The organism is Methylocapsa sp. D3K7 (assembly GCF_029855125.1).
Taxonomy (GTDB): domain Bacteria; phylum Pseudomonadota; class Alphaproteobacteria; order Rhizobiales; family Beijerinckiaceae; genus Methylocapsa.
Genome location: NZ_CP123229.1, coordinates 1,105,551 through 1,123,342 on the forward strand (window position 1 = coordinate 1,105,551; position 17,792 = coordinate 1,123,342).

General features: G+C 51.8%; 18 protein-coding genes. 5 read left to right on the plus strand and 13 right to left on the minus strand.

Annotated elements, in window-relative coordinates; translation table 11 throughout:
• Nucleotides 1–337 precede the first annotated feature (337 nt).
• The 12 genes from QEV83_RS05055 to QEV83_RS05110 all read right to left on the minus strand — a co-directional run bounded on the left by QEV83_RS05055 (nt 338) and on the right by QEV83_RS05110 (nt 11,231).
• Nucleotides 338–1,597, minus strand: coding sequence for a hypothetical protein (locus QEV83_RS05055; protein ID WP_280130149.1), 1,260 nt, complete (start codon nt 1,595–1,597; stop codon nt 338–340).
• Between the two features lie 413 nt (nt 1,598–2,010).
• Nucleotides 2,011–2,238, minus strand: a complete 228-nt coding sequence (locus tag QEV83_RS05060) for a hypothetical protein (RefSeq protein ID WP_280130150.1) — start codon at nt 2,236–2,238, stop codon at nt 2,011–2,013.
• Between the two features lie 97 nt (nt 2,239–2,335).
• Nucleotides 2,336–3,073, minus strand: coding sequence for a hypothetical protein (locus QEV83_RS05065; RefSeq protein WP_280130151.1), 738 nt, complete (start codon nt 3,071–3,073; stop codon nt 2,336–2,338).
• A 537-nt stretch (nt 3,074–3,610) separates the two neighbouring features.
• A complete protein-coding gene (locus tag QEV83_RS05070) occupies nt 3,611–4,057 on the minus strand; it encodes a hypothetical protein (RefSeq protein WP_280130152.1) in 447 nt (148 codons plus the stop codon).
• 74 nt (nt 4,058–4,131) lie between these two features.
• Complete coding sequence (locus tag QEV83_RS05075) at nt 4,132–4,578, minus strand: hypothetical protein (RefSeq protein WP_280130153.1); 447 nt, start codon at nt 4,576–4,578, stop codon at nt 4,132–4,134.
• Complete coding sequence (locus QEV83_RS05080) at nt 4,575–5,402, minus strand: hypothetical protein (protein ID WP_280130154.1); 828 nt, start codon at nt 5,400–5,402, stop codon at nt 4,575–4,577. Before QEV83_RS05080 ends, QEV83_RS05075 begins: the two co-directional genes overlap by 4 nt.
• Nucleotides 5,403–5,633: 231 nt before the next feature.
• Nucleotides 5,634–5,897, minus strand: a complete 264-nt coding sequence (locus QEV83_RS05085; RefSeq protein WP_280130155.1) for a hypothetical protein — start codon at nt 5,895–5,897, stop codon at nt 5,634–5,636.
• A gap of 140 nt (nt 5,898–6,037) precedes the next feature.
• A complete protein-coding gene (locus QEV83_RS05090; protein WP_280130156.1) occupies nt 6,038–6,757 on the minus strand; it encodes a hypothetical protein in 720 nt (239 codons plus the stop codon).
• Complete coding sequence (locus QEV83_RS05095; protein WP_280130157.1) at nt 6,754–7,566, minus strand: hypothetical protein; 813 nt, start codon at nt 7,564–7,566, stop codon at nt 6,754–6,756. Before QEV83_RS05095 ends, QEV83_RS05090 begins: the two co-directional genes overlap by 4 nt.
• A 188-nt stretch (nt 7,567–7,754) precedes the next feature.
• The gene (locus QEV83_RS05100; RefSeq protein ID WP_280130158.1) at nt 7,755–8,843 is read right to left on the minus strand and encodes a hypothetical protein; all 1,089 of its coding nucleotides are present in this window, start codon (nt 8,841–8,843) and stop codon (nt 7,755–7,757) included.
• A gap of 129 nt (nt 8,844–8,972) precedes the next feature.
• A complete protein-coding gene (locus QEV83_RS05105) occupies nt 8,973–10,328 on the minus strand; it encodes a phage portal protein (RefSeq protein WP_280130159.1) in 1,356 nt (451 codons plus the stop codon).
• Between the two features lie 84 nt (nt 10,329–10,412).
• A complete protein-coding gene (locus QEV83_RS05110; RefSeq protein WP_280130160.1) occupies nt 10,413–11,231 on the minus strand; it encodes a hypothetical protein in 819 nt (272 codons plus the stop codon).
• A gap of 98 nt (nt 11,232–11,329) precedes the next feature.
• On the opposite strand from QEV83_RS05110, the gene QEV83_RS05115 reads away from it, so the two are divergent.
• From QEV83_RS05115 to QEV83_RS05130, 4 genes are all read left to right on the plus strand, one after another.
• A protein-coding gene (locus tag QEV83_RS05115; RefSeq protein WP_280128402.1) for an IS3 family transposase occupies nt 11,330–12,681 on the plus strand; the annotation gives its coding sequence in 2 pieces (ribosomal slippage) (nt 11,330–11,666 and nt 11,666–12,681; 1,353 coding nt in all).
• Nucleotides 12,682–13,367: 686 nt separating this feature from the next.
• On the plus strand, nt 13,368–13,712 hold the full coding sequence (locus QEV83_RS05120; RefSeq protein ID WP_280130161.1) for a hypothetical protein: 345 nt from the start codon (nt 13,368–13,370) through the stop codon (nt 13,710–13,712).
• A 246-nt stretch (nt 13,713–13,958) separates the two neighbouring features.
• Nucleotides 13,959–15,020 carry a signal recognition particle-docking protein FtsY gene (ftsY, locus tag QEV83_RS05125; protein ID WP_280130162.1) on the plus strand — a complete coding sequence of 354 codons (1,062 nt, stop codon included), beginning with the start codon at nt 13,959–13,961 and terminating at the stop codon, nt 15,018–15,020.
• A gap of 136 nt (nt 15,021–15,156) precedes the next feature.
• Nucleotides 15,157–15,747, plus strand: coding sequence for a septation protein A (locus tag QEV83_RS05130; RefSeq protein ID WP_348273258.1), 591 nt, complete (start codon nt 15,157–15,159; stop codon nt 15,745–15,747).
• Nucleotides 15,748–15,818: 71 nt separating this feature from the next.
• Here QEV83_RS05130 and QEV83_RS05135 read toward each other — a convergent pair whose 3' ends face one another.
• Entirely contained in the window at nt 15,819–16,094 is a 276-nt protein-coding gene (locus tag QEV83_RS05135; RefSeq protein WP_280130164.1) for a DUF1153 domain-containing protein, read from the minus strand.
• 531 nt (nt 16,095–16,625) lie between these two features.
• Here QEV83_RS05135 and mnmA point away from each other — a divergent pair.
• The gene (mnmA, locus tag QEV83_RS05140; protein ID WP_280130971.1) at nt 16,626–17,759 is read left to right on the plus strand and encodes a tRNA 2-thiouridine(34) synthase MnmA; all 1,134 of its coding nucleotides are present in this window, start codon (nt 16,626–16,628) and stop codon (nt 17,757–17,759) included.
• The last annotated feature ends 33 nt before the right edge of the window (nt 17,760–17,792 follow it).

Consider the following 17,792-nt stretch of genomic DNA (forward strand, 5'->3'; position numbering starts at 1 on the left):
AGGAGCATCTCCAACTATCATGGTCCCAGGAGTTCCCATTCCATTTTCGAAACGAGCCTCCAATATATGTTGTGGACGGATAAACTTTACAGGTCGAGGCATCAATCGAGTTCGCAAACCATGAACATAACACAGCGACCGTTTGGCAGCCCGGAATTTGAACTTGCAGCTGGTCAATCGCTAAGGAATAATCCGTCCTGACTGGAGTACTCCCCATATAATTGTTGATTGGTACCAGCCCTGCTTCAGTAACACGCTGTCCTTGCCGAACAGTTGTGGCGTATGTAAACTCGCCGGTCGCAGGAAGCAAATTCACGCCATTCACAAACCCCATGTGTTAGCTTGCCGCTCCGAGCTTTGAAAGGCCGATATGTGACCCGGTACGGACACCTTCATTGATCGTGCGCATGATGGTTCGGCCATGATTCTTAAAAAATTGCCTTACGCTCTGTGAATCCATGGCGGAAACATTGAAATTCACCGCGTGGTGTACATGTACTGTACCAGCAACTCCACTGTTCGACTCCATAATGGCACGAAAGCTTGCAGCGGGACCCGCGGGCATAATCATTTCTCCCTGATGCACTTGAGCAATCATGTCAGTCGGTAAGCTCCAGGCACCACTGGCAAATGAGGGGAGACCGGATCCGACGCTCAGTACCGCCGCTTCGGCACCAGCAGCTGGACCCGCCGCGGCAGGTCCCATGACGGGAGAAAGAAAGCCGAACACACCCGCAAAAGTCTCGCTCGCCGATGCCACGATGCTTTTTAACACCGCGCCCGCAGTGCTCGCCATAGAAGCAGTTGAGGCGGTGGATTCCAACCCCGTTCTTGCCGCCGTTCCAGCAGCAACTGCCGCTGTTTTGGTAGCTTCACTTGCTTGTGTGGCAGCGGATTGCGTAGCGACGCCAGCCAGCCAATCAGCGACAATCCTTGCCTTAGCTTGGACAAACGACTGAATAATTTGTAACAGAATGATGCGTGCGGTGTCCCGAAGCTTCAGATGGCCTGTCATCATACTCATGACAGAGGAAGACACGGTTGTACTGATTTGCTCGAAGCTGCGCCTATAATCACTGTAAATTTGCTGAGTGACGTTACGCTCTATTTCGCTCCTCCTTAGCGCGGACTCACTAGTAACCTCTTCAATCCGCCGCTGGGCGGAAGCATAGGCAATAGTACCTTGTTGATAGGTCGACTGCTGAAATAAGAGATGCTGACGCTCAATGCTTTCACGTTGGCTCTCAAGCTGGAGTAGGCTGGATAGCTCCTCTTGACGGGATATCTGCGCCGTCTGCGCTTGCTCCTTAACGAGGGAGGTTTGCTCCTTAAGTCCATTTGATGCGATATCATATCGCGCTTGTTCATTTTGACGCGCGATTGCAAGTTCGTTTTCGCTGGATGTCTGTGCCGTTGCTATTTTTCGTGCCGCATCACTTGCATAAGCTTGTGATAGTGAAGCGAATGTGGCGCTGATCTGAGCGGCGCCGGTGCGTAAGGCATTTGTCGTGGCTTCGACAGCGATTGTTGCTTGCTGCATTCCTCTCTGTAAGTCGGAAACGTTCGCCGTAAATGCGATAGAGACATCGTCCGTCATATTGGTGCTTCCAATTATAATATTGACTGAAGCATTGATTCATTGATTTGTCCCGAACCAACCCTACGTTTGCCATCCAATTTCATCCGAACCTGTTCGGCCATCTGAACTCAACGTACCCCCATAACGTCATCCGTTTTCAACTGCTCGCACCAGGCCGTCAGGGAATCGAGCTATGAGTGTACCTATACCACTTGGATCATCGGTATTTTTATTGCTCTGAGACTCGGATTTTGGCTGTATTCGATAAACGCATTTCAAGATCTCATGCGTCGGCGGGGAGTTTTTCCAGTATGCGAAAAGACAACTCACATCATGTATAGTCATTTCATCTATTTCGTTCGGAGTGTATCCACAACTAGCCATAAGTCTTGCGTAAATGAAGTCGAAATCCACGCGGGCGGATCTATTGCCTAGAGATCGCCCGCATGGGCTTCCCCCAGGTTGGCGTCTCTTTTTACCGACGCCTCAATAAACCCACCAAGGTGTAGAACAGTAGCCATGGCAGCTCCAATTTCTGGCGCGGTTGCCTCGATGTCACCTAGCGAGGTGGCGGCATCTTCATGATCCCGTCTTAGCGCGATAGCGACGATAGCCATGGCTGCTGCGACATTGCCCTTCGCCTCGGTGGCGCCCGACATGAGCAAAGGCTCTATCTCTTGAACTTGTCGAAGCGTCAAGGGACGCACTAGCCAATGGCGGTCACCGAGATGAATCAATTCAGGCGTAGGCCGCACGTTAGGACGCCTCCGCAAACGACCAAGTCATCACGTTACCTGCAGGATCAGCAAAGCACGAAAAATCAAATTCCGGCATGACAAAGTCTTCAAGCTTAGTGTGAAAGCTCAATTTGTTCGATGTGCAATTATTGAGCTTTAACGAAATTGCTTGGCCTTGAAATGTTGAGTAAAAGACTGCCTGAAAAGTTGGCGTCGTTCCGAGGAGTTGGTTGGTGACGGTAAATTTTTCACCACTACCGCTTATTGTGTATGTGTAGCTCGCCAAAATGGCTTTCCCAGAGTCTGTTGAATTGAGCGTGTAGACTCCAGAAGCGACGGAGTACTGGCCGAATGACGGCGTCGCAGAGACCTTCGTTAGAGGTAGGCCGGTCGCCGCATAGAGCAAACCTTCATCATCAACGAAGGAAGCGGCGTTGACAACCGTGTAAGTAAATGGCGCCGCAGATGACACAGTCCCGACTTCAGCGAAAGACGTCGCAAGTTGACCTGCCGATGGTGTAACGCCGTAAAAGAGATTGGCAAATGCTATTCCGGAAATGCGCGCAACCTTGGCCTTTCCTGTTGTTTTGATCGAACCACGGGCTATCGCAACTGGACGTTGGAATTGGCCGCTAAGTTCTTTGATCGTCGCTGCTTCCTCAATCGTTACCTCCTGCACAAGACCAAAATTTATCGGTGTTGCATTTGCTGTATCCGTGCGCGTTCCGAGCAATACGCCCGAGCCGAAACTATACATGTCTGACCTCTTTCCTTCGACCTTCTCTGACAACCCACGACAAATTACTTGGACAATTCAAATTGTATCCTTCGACGGTGATTGTCACGCATCGTCACATGGAATGCCCGTTTCGTTTGGATATTACTATCCATTGTCCGTATATCGTTACCGCACGATAAGACTGCCTGGGACAAACACCACTCCCGGGGCAAGGAATCCCCGAGTGGACGATATACCAGTATCAAGTAAGTCTTGATTGCTGGATGCTTTGGTGCCGTCGCCACAGCGGAGACCACGAATTTCATACCCAAATATCAATCCACGAACACCTATGCGCGGCGTATACTTTGTAGGCAAAATACTATGACTGATCATCTTTAACTTTCTGCTTGATCAAGGATGATATTGTTCGTCGGCATGCCTGTTGTCGCTTTGGTCGAAGGCGCCATTAGGTGTGCCAAACAAAGTTGGATCTTGTGGAATCCCAGAGAACCGCTGATTGCTTTTAATACAGACAGTGATGCCGCATGAATTCAGACACGCAGCATAAACACTTTATGGCAATATAAGTTTGATCGGCACTATCAAGAGAGCATCGCCGTCTAAATCGCCTGGATCCTTCAAGGGCTTTCCATCGATGCGGCATTGATAAGCAGACCCCCTCAGCGAATTTCTGCCGAGGGCAATATCACTCCCCGTTGGAGCAAAGGCCGCGTCAAAAATATCCATCATCTCGTTGATCAACGTGGCGCCGGAGACGCCGGGATCCTTGGCGTTGAGATAAACAAAAATCCTAACTTCGATGACGCGTTTGGGAAATCCCTTTTCGTTCCAAGAGTATGATTCTTGACCGCCCTCAAATAGAAAACAAGCGGGACGGTTTGCCGCTGGTACGTCACTCCAAAGCTTAAGTCGTCTTATCGGACCAAGCTTCCAATCGTAGGCATTGGCGACGATATCCATAATCACTTCTATGGCGCTTTCTCTCGACGCTATCGCCACTCAACTCTCCAGATTTAGGCTACTTCCCCAAGCTTCCGCTTGATCGGAATCAATATTGGGACAATACCGCTCACTCACCCTTGAGCTAATGCCTCAAGAACAGATTGTTTAAATCCAGATTCTATTTCGGCGCGCATTTCAGTAAGCGAGCTTTGTAGATAGGAGCGCGCGGGAATGACTGACCCTGGATGATGGACGCTTTTTGCAAAAGACTGGTTTCCACCTACGTTAAACGCCAATGCCTTAGCGCTTGTCGCAATGATATCGTGAGCCGCAGTTTTTCCTCCAAACTCTTGAATTGCAGCGTATGCTAGGCCAGTGCTAGAGATAGAGACGGACAAGTCCGCACCGTCGCTTTCGATCGAAGATACGATCGAAGCTGCAAGGGAACCCGAATGAGAATTTAAGACATCGCCAGCGAGCTTTTGCCTAATTCTCGCTTCTAAAACGTCACGTAGAAACTGTGCTTGTTCAAATATTCTAACTTGCAATACCTGTGCATCGAATTCGACGTCTGTCATGGCATGACCACACGGCGATATGGTAGCAAAGCCGTTTCGACATAGTCGGGAATGTCCTTGACAATGAACGCCATCGTTTCTTGGCCACCAAGTGACTTTGATTGTTGGCCTATCCGCGAACGGTACGTATAGCGGTCAGCTACCCACTCCATGCAGCACGATGCAAGATCGGAAGGCACGTAACCATAATTGATAAGCACCAAGGAGCCCGCATCCGCTTGGGCAAAAGTATACTCGCCGTTCCCAACGGTATATTGGCCAGCCGCAGGATTTCCGGTGACCAGAACCAATGAAAGGCCGTTCGAGTATGCGACGCCGGCGTCGCTGGTCCAATCACCATAAGGTGCTTGCGCTGAAATGCTATAGGGAGACGTCGTTGGAATAACTGCCTTTTCTCTCGAAGCCTGGTATCCTGCGGTATACGAAATCGCGACGTTTTGTACACCACAATAAAAACGAGCCCCCCGCAGCGACAACCGCTGCATAGAGCCGGGTGGGGCCGAGTCAGAGGGGTCAAGAACGTAGCCCGCTTGTATGGTTTTGCCGCCAACAAGCAGAGGCGAGGGAGATATTGCAACGCCGTCAATGGTAACGGAGGAAACACTAATCACGGGCCATTGACGGAGCATAATTGAAGTCTCATTACCCCCGTCGCGGATCTCGTTGTAAGTTAGCGGCAAAATTGTAGGACGATCTATAACGTGAAGAATTGCTTGACTGATCTGCGCAATTAGTCGCGCGAGGAGAATGTCATCATCGGTTCCGGCGACATCAAGCCATCGCTTGATGTCAGCGAGGCCGATGAGATCGAATGAACCCGCCATAGTGTCTAATCCTGACGTATTATTGAGCCTTTTGTCTTATAGAATTGGCTTCGGTCTTCTCAGAGATCAAGCCTTCAGCCGTCGTGTTGCTAGCACTTCTTTACTCGAACCTAATTACGCCGCAGTGCAGAGATCCAGCGGGGGCTATCCATTGGCTGAGAGTTAGGAATTTCTTGCATCCACCGTAAGAATGCTAACGGATTGCGAATACCAAGAAAACATGAATTCAATTCAGTCCGGGACATTGGTGATAGCAAGAATGCCCGGTTCATCGCTATCATCCGGCAGCATCGAAGCCTCCGCCACACTTGAAGCAGTTAGTGCGCTTCGTCGACGTGATACATCAAATCCCTTTTCGTCCCAAAGGATGAAGCCATGCGAGACAAGAGTCTCGCTAGCTTCGTCCTCGACATTCACAGATTGGTCTTCTCCTATCTCAATGGCAGTACCCGCGAACGATACCGCACGGCATCCGTCAGGAATCCGTAGTTTCATGCAAAGGTCCTTATCTAGAGCGCCTAAAGAAACATGTTTTGCGCAGTGAATTATCTTAACAAACGCGTGGCATTACCATCGAAGTGGCTTCGCTCCGATGTAGATGGAATGTCAAAATGAAAGGGAGTTAGAAGGACCTATCACCCGTTACCAATATTTGTGATTAAGGCTAGGGATGGCGGGAAGTAATTTTGTAATACTTCATCAGCGTACACCCCGTATTCATATTTACGCGTACGAAGCGGCCACTCGATTTGATAATAATCTTGCCGCGTCCGAATTTGGACGACATTGCCGACGCCGGCGAGCGGATAAGGCAATATCTTAGTGGTCATAAGAATTGTTCCAGCGGGCATGTTTGGATGCACCCTAATATCGACCACGCTGCCGCCCTGCATCGAGAACCTGTTAAGATAAGTGCGGACCATGATGCCGCCGCCCATAAGATCCTGCGCTGTTTCGAAGACAAACCGCTGCGCGGCGATTTGCGATCCCGCGAGGATCTTTCTCGATATGTTCAATGCCTCCTGGGAATTGACCCACATCGTATCGGGAGAAAGACGGTAATTATCCCACATCGATTTTAGAACTGTATCGATCTCAATTTTTCCGCCCGCGCCGTCGGAGGTCAGTGGTGTACCCGTCCCGGCGTTCCCTGTAGCCATCGTGTAAACATACGAGCCTGAGCCTGGAATGAGCGCCTGATAAATTAGGCCATCGAAAGCAAGCGCGTTCGTAGAGTTGTCAACATAAACGTTATTGACCTGAAGCGAAGTAGCAAGCTGAGATCCGGTTGCTGTAGCGGTGATTACCAACGAATTTATCGTCGTTATCGCTCCGAGTTTTTCAGAACCCGTCACGCCCAGAACCAGGCATAACCCAGCGCGCCGATCACTGGAGTAACACTTGCACTGATGGAACCAGTCGTACCCGTGGTGGCTACGGTTGCGTTGGCGCTAGGTCTTGCCAAGCCGCCTCCAAATGTATCGGACGATAAATCAGCATTTTGGCGAACGATTTGTCCTTGCACGCCACCTGCGACGCTACCATTCATCAGCCCGTCAAGCGTCATTGCGACGCAAATAATAGACCAAGTCTGCGCCGCTAAAGTGCCTCCCGTGGTCAAAGCGGCGAGCGTCGGCGTCGGTGTTGCGCCGAGCGGCACCGATGTACAGCCGCCGAGGATCATCGCTTCCTCCCCGAGCATAAGCGCCTCAAGTCCGGTTTTCGCACCGATTGCTCGGACATCATCGAATTCTTGGCCCGCATATTGAGCCTCGAAATCAACGCTCGTCTCTACACCAATACCTTTGTAGCTAGCAGTATAGTCCTGAGTTTTGACCGCCATGACGCCGCCTCGATTGGCCGATGACACCCCAAAGCGCAAACCCGTCGTATTAATTGCGGTTATTGCCCGCCACGCGGCCTGGATTCCGCCTTTCCCAGAAACACGCGGGATCATGTTTCGCAATGGAGTTAAAACGGGATAGAGGAATTTGGCTCCAAGTTCTAAGTCATAGAATGTAAGCCCGGAGGTCGCACTTGGGTTTTGCGAAAACGTGCTTTTTTCGAGCCCCAATAGGCTATTAAATCGGGGATCGCCAAGCGGCTTCTGCTGCGTAGTTTTAAGTCTTTCCAGAATTTCCTGAGCATCAGTCTGTATGGTCATGTCTTGCTCCTATCCGCATCTGCATTTGATGGAATTATCGTGGATCACACTTTTTTTGGAATTCACGTCGCCGCGATCCGCATTTACTCTATTCGGGAAATGCTGGTATCAAAGCCAACGCGAAGCTGCCGTCGGCTCTTGACTAAGGTTCGCCTAGCTGTGCCTAATTAGGCATCCAAAAGGAACCGCTAGCGCAATGGCGGGCGGCCATTTCGTTGCGCTAATTTAATGGCAAGTACGGACAGAGCATCCGGATTTGAAAGTAGCTTTTCGTTACCAGAAGAAGATTCATCTCCGACATCATCCGCTTTAGAGATGACCCGCGGCTGACCTAAGAATGGCAAAGGGAAAGGTTGCTCTTCAATGTTCTTAAGACGGCACAGTACATCTGCCAGAGTATCCGCAAGCAAATCGAACCGTTTTTCTATTCCTCTTTGAGATTGCGTCGTGCAGATGGCTCCAAGATTTTCGGATGAGTCACGCAAGTGTTGCATTTTCGCTTGGTCTGCTTCCTCGCCCCCAGGACCGCGTTTTATCGTACTCACCGATTTTAGTGAGGCCGATTTTGGAGGCGCGTCAAACATTGTTAGAGAGGCTTGCAGATCGGTCTCTTCGCCCACCATAGTCCTTAGGATGGCTAAAGTACGCGCAAAAAGCTGCCGGGTATCTGCAGCTTTGCCTGTATCATCTGGCGGGATCATTTCCCCCAATTCCTGGTCATCTCGCAACCAGTTCAACTCCTCGATAAGTTTCTTAAGACGTGCAGTTTCTTCAAATCCTTTTCCAAAACTTCGCTTCTCGATTGTTCCATCTGTCTTGATCATTTCAAATGTGGCTTCCGGCAAACATGGCAAATCAACGAGTGAGATCTCGCTCGGCGCAGCCGTGTAGCGGTTACGACCCTCCGTATCTTGCCAACGCCGTTCGTAAACTCCGCCTTGTGAAAACCCCGTGTAAACACCTTCCTGAACCTTTAGCCATTCGACGTCGTCAACCACCTTTGCGCAAATTTCAACTTTTTTTTCTGCATCATTAAATGTGATTTTGGTAACTTTTCCAGCTGCTACATTCCCGTGCATTGCACGGAGGTTACCAAATGACTTGCCACCAGTAGCTTTCGCAATTTCTTGCGACCATTTTTCATAAAGAGGTTTGGTCGATGCGTAATCACATATCTCTCCTGCCCGGTCCTCCATCTCGGCTGTTGCGACGCCATACACTAGGCGGCGCGTTCCGTCGACCTTCACTATCGGGATAAACATACGCAGCGCGGACATGAATGCTCCTCACGTTTAAAAACATGAATGATCTGAAGCGGCCGATGTCTTGCATCATAATCCAAATGCAAATTTCTTCGGTTCATCAACCCAAGCCGATGGTTAGACAACCGCAGTCGCAGCAGTCCATCATACAGGCAGAGGAACAAATCCCGTGTTGGTTAAGGTCATTGGCCTACTTGCTGAAGCGTTAGCCAGCGGCTCCCGGCCAAGCACGGCGCGGGCTTCATTAATGGTCAAAATACCTTTTGACGTGTAACCTGAAAGGACCGCCTCTTGCGCGATGGGATCGGTTTCGTGCCCTGTACTCCAGACGAATTGGAGATCCGGGGAATTGAATTCACTAGACAGGATATCGTCGACGAGCGCCTTCGCCCAGGCGAGTATAGGAGAGAGACCTTCTTCTTCAGCAAGCTCTTTCTGGGTCTCAGCTGTTGCCCGATTGACCGTTTGCATCAAAGTTTGCGAAGAGATCGAAAATGCAAAGCAGATAATACGAGCGAGCCATTCGTCAAACGGCCCCTTCAGCTCTGGTTCCTTCGTTTGGATAAAAGTCTTCGCGACTCCTCCTGGAATGAACTTCGCACGCCTACGACGGCCGAGATCACCCTCGAAATAGGCGTCCCAGTATTTCTGATAAGTGGCGATTTGATCTGGTGCCCAACTTTCCGGCACACCAATCAAACTGTCGGGAATATTGCCTTCGGAGAAATACTCGAGAAGATACAATTGCCGGCGTAAGGCTATATTCACCGTTGTCATAACCTGCTCCACGGGGCTCATACCGTAGACCCGATTGACACGAAGATTTCGGGGTCTGTAGATCAGGTCCCGCACGGAATAATTGATCGCCGGATATCCTTTCAGAATCTGCTGATAAGCTGCTGGGTAAATAATTTTGCCTTTGTCGAAATACGGTTGCGGGGGACGTCCCCATGCGTCGATCACTGGTTTGATTGTCGTACCATCAAGCGGCAAAAGAGACCTAAGATGTCCACTGCGGTCCCGGCTCACATATAATGCCGGAGCATCGGTGACAAGAACTTCTTCGAGCAAGATGCGCAACCAATCGGAAAAGCAATGGATGCCATCCGGGCGAGCGAAGAATCTCCGAATTTCTTCGATTCTTTCCACGTCGCTTGTTGAGCGCGACGATGAATCGCGCCTTGAAATACTCCACGACTGGCGCGAGACTTGATCCTTACGCGTTTCGATGACAAGCCGCAAAAGATCGTAGCCATCCGCAAGCGAGCGCAAAGTCGAAAAGGTAACCCGTTCAAACGGACGCGATAGCGTCGACAGATTATATCCTGCCGGATAATCCCATTGCCGCCCAGCAACCTCCGGAGGGGCAAGTGGCGTGATAGGCTCCAGCGGCCCGAACCAATTTGCTTCGTCCTTTCCAGCTTCGGTTCTCGCGAAGCTGACGTTGACTTCGTAGGGATCTAACGGCCAGCTCCGTTGCCCTTTGCTACGTTCGGCCATACTGATTCCCTCTTATATTTGAGTTTCTGCAGAGTGCGTTATTGACGCCCAAGATACGTAATAGTCAGTTATCTTTTGGCAGCACTACCCGGCGCCGGTAGCTTCCGCTTCGCGCCGATAGAATTCAATAATTCCCGTCCCATCATCGCGGCCGAAAAGATGAGTTAGCGCCCAGACCGCGGCGTCGGCATGGTCGGGACTTCCTCCGCCAGTGAAGCCAGCACCGGAAAAAGCACAAAGCTGATCTTCAAGCTTGCCAAACCTTCCGGCGTGATGAACTTGACCCTGTGCGTAGCGCACAGAAATCGGTTCGGCTCGGACCGCCTTGCCGCGGCTGGCCGTCACAAGCCGTACCGGCACGTTCCTGTCGGCGGCATGAATAGTGGCGCGTACCATTTCACCACCAAAGTTGCTTTCTGCAACGATGCAATCGGCGCTATACTCGTGGAAGGCGGTAACCGCTCGCCTCCCCCATCCCAATGGCGTATCCCGGCAAGACAGATCCGCAAGTATGTAACAATCTCCATCAAATCCTCTCGCGGCGACGACGATTCCTATTTCGTCGGCGCCCAAATCATCTCTCCCAGCTGCACCGGAAGGATCAAGTGCGACGACCACAGCCGCGCGTTTTTCTGTTGGAATATCTTCGATTTTACAACGATATGATTCAATTATCTCATAGTTCCACAGAGCATCATCGACTTCATCAACGTAGACGCCTTCGTAAAATCGTTTGCGCTGCTTCTCCGGAAGATTCTCAAGGCTTTCCAGAAATTCTTTGGAGAGATTTGCTTCGTTGTCCGGAGGATTCAGGAATGCACGCTTATAGTTCTCCGGGTCCTTCAACATCTGCATAGAAACTGGATCACGTTTTTCACCAAAGAGAACGTTGGTCCAATGCAACTTACCAGACGGGTGTCCGGCGTCAGCACCTGTGAGACAGATTTAGCGGGTTGAATAACGGAGGATTTCTGGCTCATCGTAACCATCGAGGAGTGGAGATGAGCCAGAAATCCGGAACTGCCAAGTCGTCCTCCGAGCGGATCGTGAAGGACATTCGCCGAGCAACGCGCAAGCAATATTCGGCGGAGGAGAAGATCCGCATCGTGCTGGACGGCCTGCGCGGCGAGCATAGCATCGCGGAACTCTGCCGGCGCGAGGGCATCGCCGAGAGCCTGTATTACACCTGGTCGAAGGAGTTCCTGGAGGCTGGCAAGCGGCGCTTGGCGGGCGACACGGCGCGTGCGGCGACCAGCGGCGAGGTCAAGGACCTGCGCCGGGAAGCTCAGGCACTGAAGGAGGTCGTCGCCGAGCAGGCGCTGGAATTGCGCCTGCTCAAAAAAAGCATGATCGCGGATGGGGAAAGCGAGGAATGAGATATCCGGCTTCCGAGAAACTGGAGATCATCCGGCTGGTCGAGCAATCCCATCTGCCGGCGCGCCGGACGCTGGAGAAACTCGGCGTCTCTCGCGCCACCTTTTATCGATGGTGCGACCTTTGCCAGACTGGCGGGCCAGAGGCCCTGGAAGACCGATCTCCCAGGCCCGACCGCGTCTGGAACCGAATTCCTGACAATGTGCGGGGCCAGATCGTGCAACTGGCCCTGGACGAGCCGGAGCTGTCGCCACGGGAACTGGCGACACGCTTCACCGACACAAAAAGCTATTTTGTTTCGGAAGCTTCGGTTTATCGCCTGCTGAAGGAGCACGACCTAATCGCCAGTCCCGCCTACATCGTCATGAAGGCCGCCGATGAGTTCAAGGACAAGACGACGGCGCCCAACCAGCTCTGGCAGACCGACTTCACTTATCTCAAGGTGATTGGTTGGGGTTGGTTCTACCTCAGCACGATATTGGACGACTTCTCGCGCTACATCATCGCCTGGAAGCTCTGTACGACGATGAAGGTCGGGGACGTCACGGAAACACTCGACCTGGCGTTGCAAGCCGCGGGGCTTGATCACGCCAAGGTCGTCCATCGTCCGCGATTGCTCTCGGACAATGGCCCTTCCTACATCTCGGCCAATCTGGCCGAATGGCTGGACAAACGCAACATGGATCACGTGCGCGGCGCGCCCTGCCACCCGCAAACACAGGGCAAAATCGAGCGCTGGCATCAGACGCTCAAGAATCGCGTCTTGCTTGAGAACTATTATCTGCCCGGCGACCTGGAAGCCAGGATCGACACCTTCGTCGATCACTACAATCATCGCCGCTATCACGAGAGCCTGGACAATCTCACGCCGGCTGACGTCTACTTCGGCCGAGGACAAACCATTCTGCTGCAACGAGAAAGGATCAAACGAGCCACCATCCAAAATCGTCGCTTGCAACACCAATTGAACGCCGCATAAAATCAAACATCAGATGAGCCGCGTCCTCCATTAAATCACGCCGCCATCTGTCTCAAATTATCTGACGACGGACAAATATCCATCTTGACGATGTTCTTTTAGTACCATGCCAGGAAAGCAGAGGCTCGCTACTTGAGGGAGCGTCCCGAGAGCAATTGATGCACGCGCGGCATTGGCACGGAAGCGCAATATAGCATGACGGGAGTCTCTCTCTTCAAGTGCGCGCATCAGGATAGTGCGAACGATAAGAAATGTTTTCCCAGAGCGTGTACCACCTGCTAGACAAGTATAACGCTGCGGGCCATTGAGGAGGAGACGACCCGCCTCCTGGCCTGCGCTAAATATTACCATGCGTGGTCCCGGGCGCGATATTATGGGGACGTGCGACCTTATTAAGCGCCGGAAGCCCCTGCTTCATTGAGGACAGCGCAGCAGCCTAGCGCATCGCTGAAAAACTTCGGCAAGCCACGGTGAGCCCAAGATACTTGCTAAAGTGTGCCATTTTTTAAGATGACGGGCGTGTAACCGGCGGCTATTCTGCAACCACCAAAAAAGGCGCAGGCCGTGCTCGGTACCCGCGCATATGGCGCTGACAATTGCTCACATGTCAACGTATCTGCAAAACAGTGAATAGCACGTTCGTACATTTTTGCCTTCAACAGTCTGGTTTGCGAGAAGTAGTTAACATGCTGACCGAAAGCCTAAGCACGTTGAATGAGCTAAAATGTTCTCGGGTGATGCCTCAGTATTTTTCCAATGGCTTTCGTTGGATTGGCGCGATACGACACAAATTCATGGATGGAGGATTGGGGCAGGAGCCAACATCGGAGTTCGTGCTTGGTACCCGCGCATATAACGCTCACATCTGCTTGCATGTCAACGCAACTGCGTCGCACGCAATTGCACGTTCTTACACAAACATTAGCAAATCTTTTGACGGATTGCCCCAAAAAATTGCTCGCATCGGCACCATTCCAAATCATTCTGACAGTTATCGCTGGAAATTGGAGGTTGAGCGCATGGGCACGTAATGCCGTCTTTGATCTAAAGCGACGCTCTCGAATAATTCCTGATTCCTTGGACAAAATTGTACGACACGTCATATAAAGCTAAGGACTATTAGAGGATTGACTACCCTGGATGCCCCGAGGGGCGGTCCGCAGATGCGTGGTTACAGGGTCCGGATGTCAGAGTTTATGTGATAGGATTTTAAAGTGAGCAAGGACCGCGGTGCCGATAGTAGAGATTCCAGGCTGAAATCCGGACTGTTCAAACGAATGTTCAGACGAAGGGAAGATTCGGCCGAAGCCCTCCCCCCAAATCCCACTGATGATGATGTCGCGAAGGAATTTATTGCGGTAGAGAACTCCATAGAAGAGCTGCAAACAGCCTTCAGTGAGGCACACTCCCCTGAACCGGAGCGGAGCTGGTGGGTCCGATTGCGCCATGGGTTATCTCGCTCTTCCGGTTCGATCGGGGAAGGTCTCACCTCAATTTTTACCAAGCGTAAACTTAACACAGAAATGCTGGACGACCTCGAAGATGTTCTCGTTCGCGCCGACCTCGGGGTTGCGACCGCGGCACGGATATCAAAAGTGATCGGCGAAAGCCGCTATGACAAGGATATCGGGGTCGAAGAGGTCAAGGCAATTCTCGCTTCTGAAATCGAGCGCGTTTTGATTCCCTGTGCCCAGCCACTGAATATCGATGTCAGCAAAAAGCCATTTGTCATTCTCGTGATCGGTGTGAACGGATCTGGCAAGACTACGACCATCGGTAAGCTCGCGGCGCAATTCAAGGCAAAGGGTTTGAGTGTCCTCCTTGCTGCTGGCGATACATTTCGAGCGGCCGCGATCGAGCAATTGCGGATATGGGGAAAACGCCTCGATTGTCCGGTGATCGCGCATGAACAAGGTGGCGATGCTTCGGCACTGGCTTTCGATGCAATGAAGGCTGCTCGGGAATGTGGTACCGAGGTCATGATGATGGACACAGCAGGCCGGCTACAGAACCGGGTCGAACTCATGGCGGAACTCGAAAAAATCATACGCGTCATGAAAAAGATCGATCCCGAGGCGCCGCACGCGGTGCTTCTCGTGCTCGATGCAACAGTGGGCCAGAACGCAATTAGCCAAGTCGAGATTTTCAGCCGTTTCGCCGGAGTCACTGGTCTGGTCATGACCAAGCTCGATGGAACCGCGCGCGGAGGCATACTTGTTTCGATCGCGGACAAGTTCAAACTTCCAATTCATTTTATTGGCGTCGGCGAGAGTGCAAGCGACCTTGAAGCTTTTGAGGCACGGGAATTTGCCCGCGCCATCGCGGGAATGGAAATCTAAATTTAAGCTCGTCGCCCCGAAGTACAGAAAGGTCAAGATAATGAATGAAATAGGTGCCCGGGCGGTTAGGCAGAATGAAGGGCAACGCGAAAAACCATCCCCTTGGGTCAAATTTGGCATCGAAATGGGGCCGTTGATGCTATTTTTTGTAGCGAACGCATACCCGAAATTGTTCGCCCCTGCTGCCGCGCTATTTTTGGCGCCCTCCGTTTTGAACGGCCCCAACGCTGGTCTCTTCACCGCGACCGCCGTCTTAATGGTTGCCGTCGCTGTGGCGCTCGCAGTCTCATTCGTTGTGGCACGCCGGCTTCCGGCCGTGCCACTTATGACCGCGGTGCTTGTGCTCGTCTTCGGAGGACTCACGCTTTATTTACAAAACGCAACCTTCATTAAAATGAAACCGACCGTGCTTTATGCCGGTTTCGGCACGGCACTCATTGGCGGCCTCGCAATGAACAAGTTAATACTGCCGATCATTTTCGATCATGCCTTGGCCTTGAGCGAGCGCGGCTGGCGGCTTCTCACCTTACGCTGGGGAAGCTTTTTCTTTTTGCTTGCATTTCTGAACGAAATCGTTTGGCGCAGCCAGTCGAACGATGTCTGGGTCGCATTTAAATTCCCCGGGATTTTCGTTTTAATTTGTCTTTTTTCAATTGCCCAGATGCCACTCATTGGGCGACACAAATTACCAGACGCAGAAGCTGCAAGCGCGCCTGATCATTTTTAAACGTGCGCTCACAGACCGCCGTAGCTTTTACCTCACCCAAGCGTCCATTTGGGAGATCACCCGAGCCACTCTTAAAGCCTATATTGCTGGATTCGGGTCGTCCGTAGTCCAGCAAGCCCATATTGATCAATCGATAATTGCCAGGATAGAAATTCGTCTACGGTTAATGTGTAGCGGCTGCAAGCTTCGTCCAAAGACAAAAGGCCCCCTCTTACCGCTGCCACGACTTCGGCCTTGCGGCGGATGACCCAGCGCTTTGTAGTGGAAGGGGGTAAGTCGGCGACGGTCAAGGGACTACCGTCTGGCCCGATAACATACTTGGTCCGCAGACGGCTTGATTCAGACATGCTCATCACTCACGCATCAGGATGATCTTACAAATATGTACAATAGGTGCGGTGTTTTAAGATTTGCCTAAACCGAAGCCACGCTATTTCGAATGAAATTTTGGTCAAGAGCCATCTATTATTTACTGCCAACACGGCGTTTCATATATTATGTCTCTAATTGAGACGATCCATTTGCAGAATGTTAAGAAAATAGCCACGGGAACCATCAGAACTGGAGGACCGTGGTATCGAGCAATTTGCTTTTGAGATAGAGAGGTATTAAATGGCGGGGCTGCCAGTCGGCGTGATAAGCATGATATTTCTGTTCGGACCCGGCTAAGCATGGCGTATATTGTAGTATGTGCGCCACTGTTACCTAGAAGCGCCGACACCGGTTCAATCCGGCACGTGGTGCAATAACTTGTTGCGAGCCAAGAGAGTGAGCATTGGGCGACGGCCATGAATCAAGACCGTGCTCCGGGAGGGATCTTTGATCCCAAAAGTCTCGGCTTCCACAAATCCGCAGCGCAAACGCGAATTGTCGTGGCGATGTCAGGCGGAGTCGATTCCTCTGTCGTGGCTGCTTTGCTCAAGGAACAAGGTTTCGATGTTATTGGCGTAACGTTGCAGCTTTACGACCACGGGGCTGCGGTTCACCGCACCGGATCGTGTTGTGCCGGACAGGACATTCATGATGCCCGTCTAACTGCCGCCCGCCTCGGCATACCGCACTATGTTCTAGATTACGAGGAGCGGTTTCGAACTAATGTTATTTCTCCTTTCGCAAAAAGTTATGCGGAAGGTCAAACGCCGATACCCTGCGTTGCCTGTAACAGTGAAATTAAATTCGCCAATCTGCTGGGGACAGCGCTGGAGCTTGGCGCTGACGCTCTTGCGACCGGCCACTACGTATCCTCAGCCCTTGATGCCGCAGGCGAGCGCGCCCTCTATAGGGCACATGACCTTTCCCGAGATCAAAGTTACTTCCTCTTCTCCACAACCAAGGCCCAGCTCCAACTTTTGCGGTTTCCACTTGGCGAGATGGAAAAAGTGTACGTTCGTGGTCTCGCGCGGCGGTTTGGGCTTCCGGTTGCCGAAAAAGCCGACAGTCAGGATATTTGCTTTGTTCCAACTGGCAATTACAGTGAACTTGTCGAACGTTTGGCACCCGGCGCTGCCCGGCCCGGGGACATAGTAGATCTTGACGGCCACCTGCTCGGACGCCATCCTGGCGTCATCCATTATACAGTCGGTCAAAGACGTGGACTAGGTCTTGGAGGCTCCATCGCCCGCGAACCGCTTTTTGTTATAAAACTTGATGCGGCTCGAGCGCGAGTTGTGGTTGGGCCGCGCGAAGCGCTGGCCACTCGCTCGGTCCGTTTGCGGGGGCTTAACTGGATTGGACCCGGTCAACTAGGGGATCTTGCGAAGGGTAAGGAAGTCTTCGTACAAGTTCGCTCGTCCCGGCCACCTGTTCAGGGCTTTCTTTTTATTGGCGCCGAAGAAACATCTGTGGAATTCGCCATTCCTGAAGAGGGTGTTTCGCCCGGCCAAGCCTGCGTCTTTTATGCTTCAAACCAGCCCCGCGCACGGGTTTTAGGCGGCGGATTTATCACATCAACGGAATCGTCTCAGCCGCCGAAGCTAAATCAATACCAGCCAGCTGAGTCGATGCCACTTTGATGGCCTAACTCTACCAGGACCCTAGCACTACTT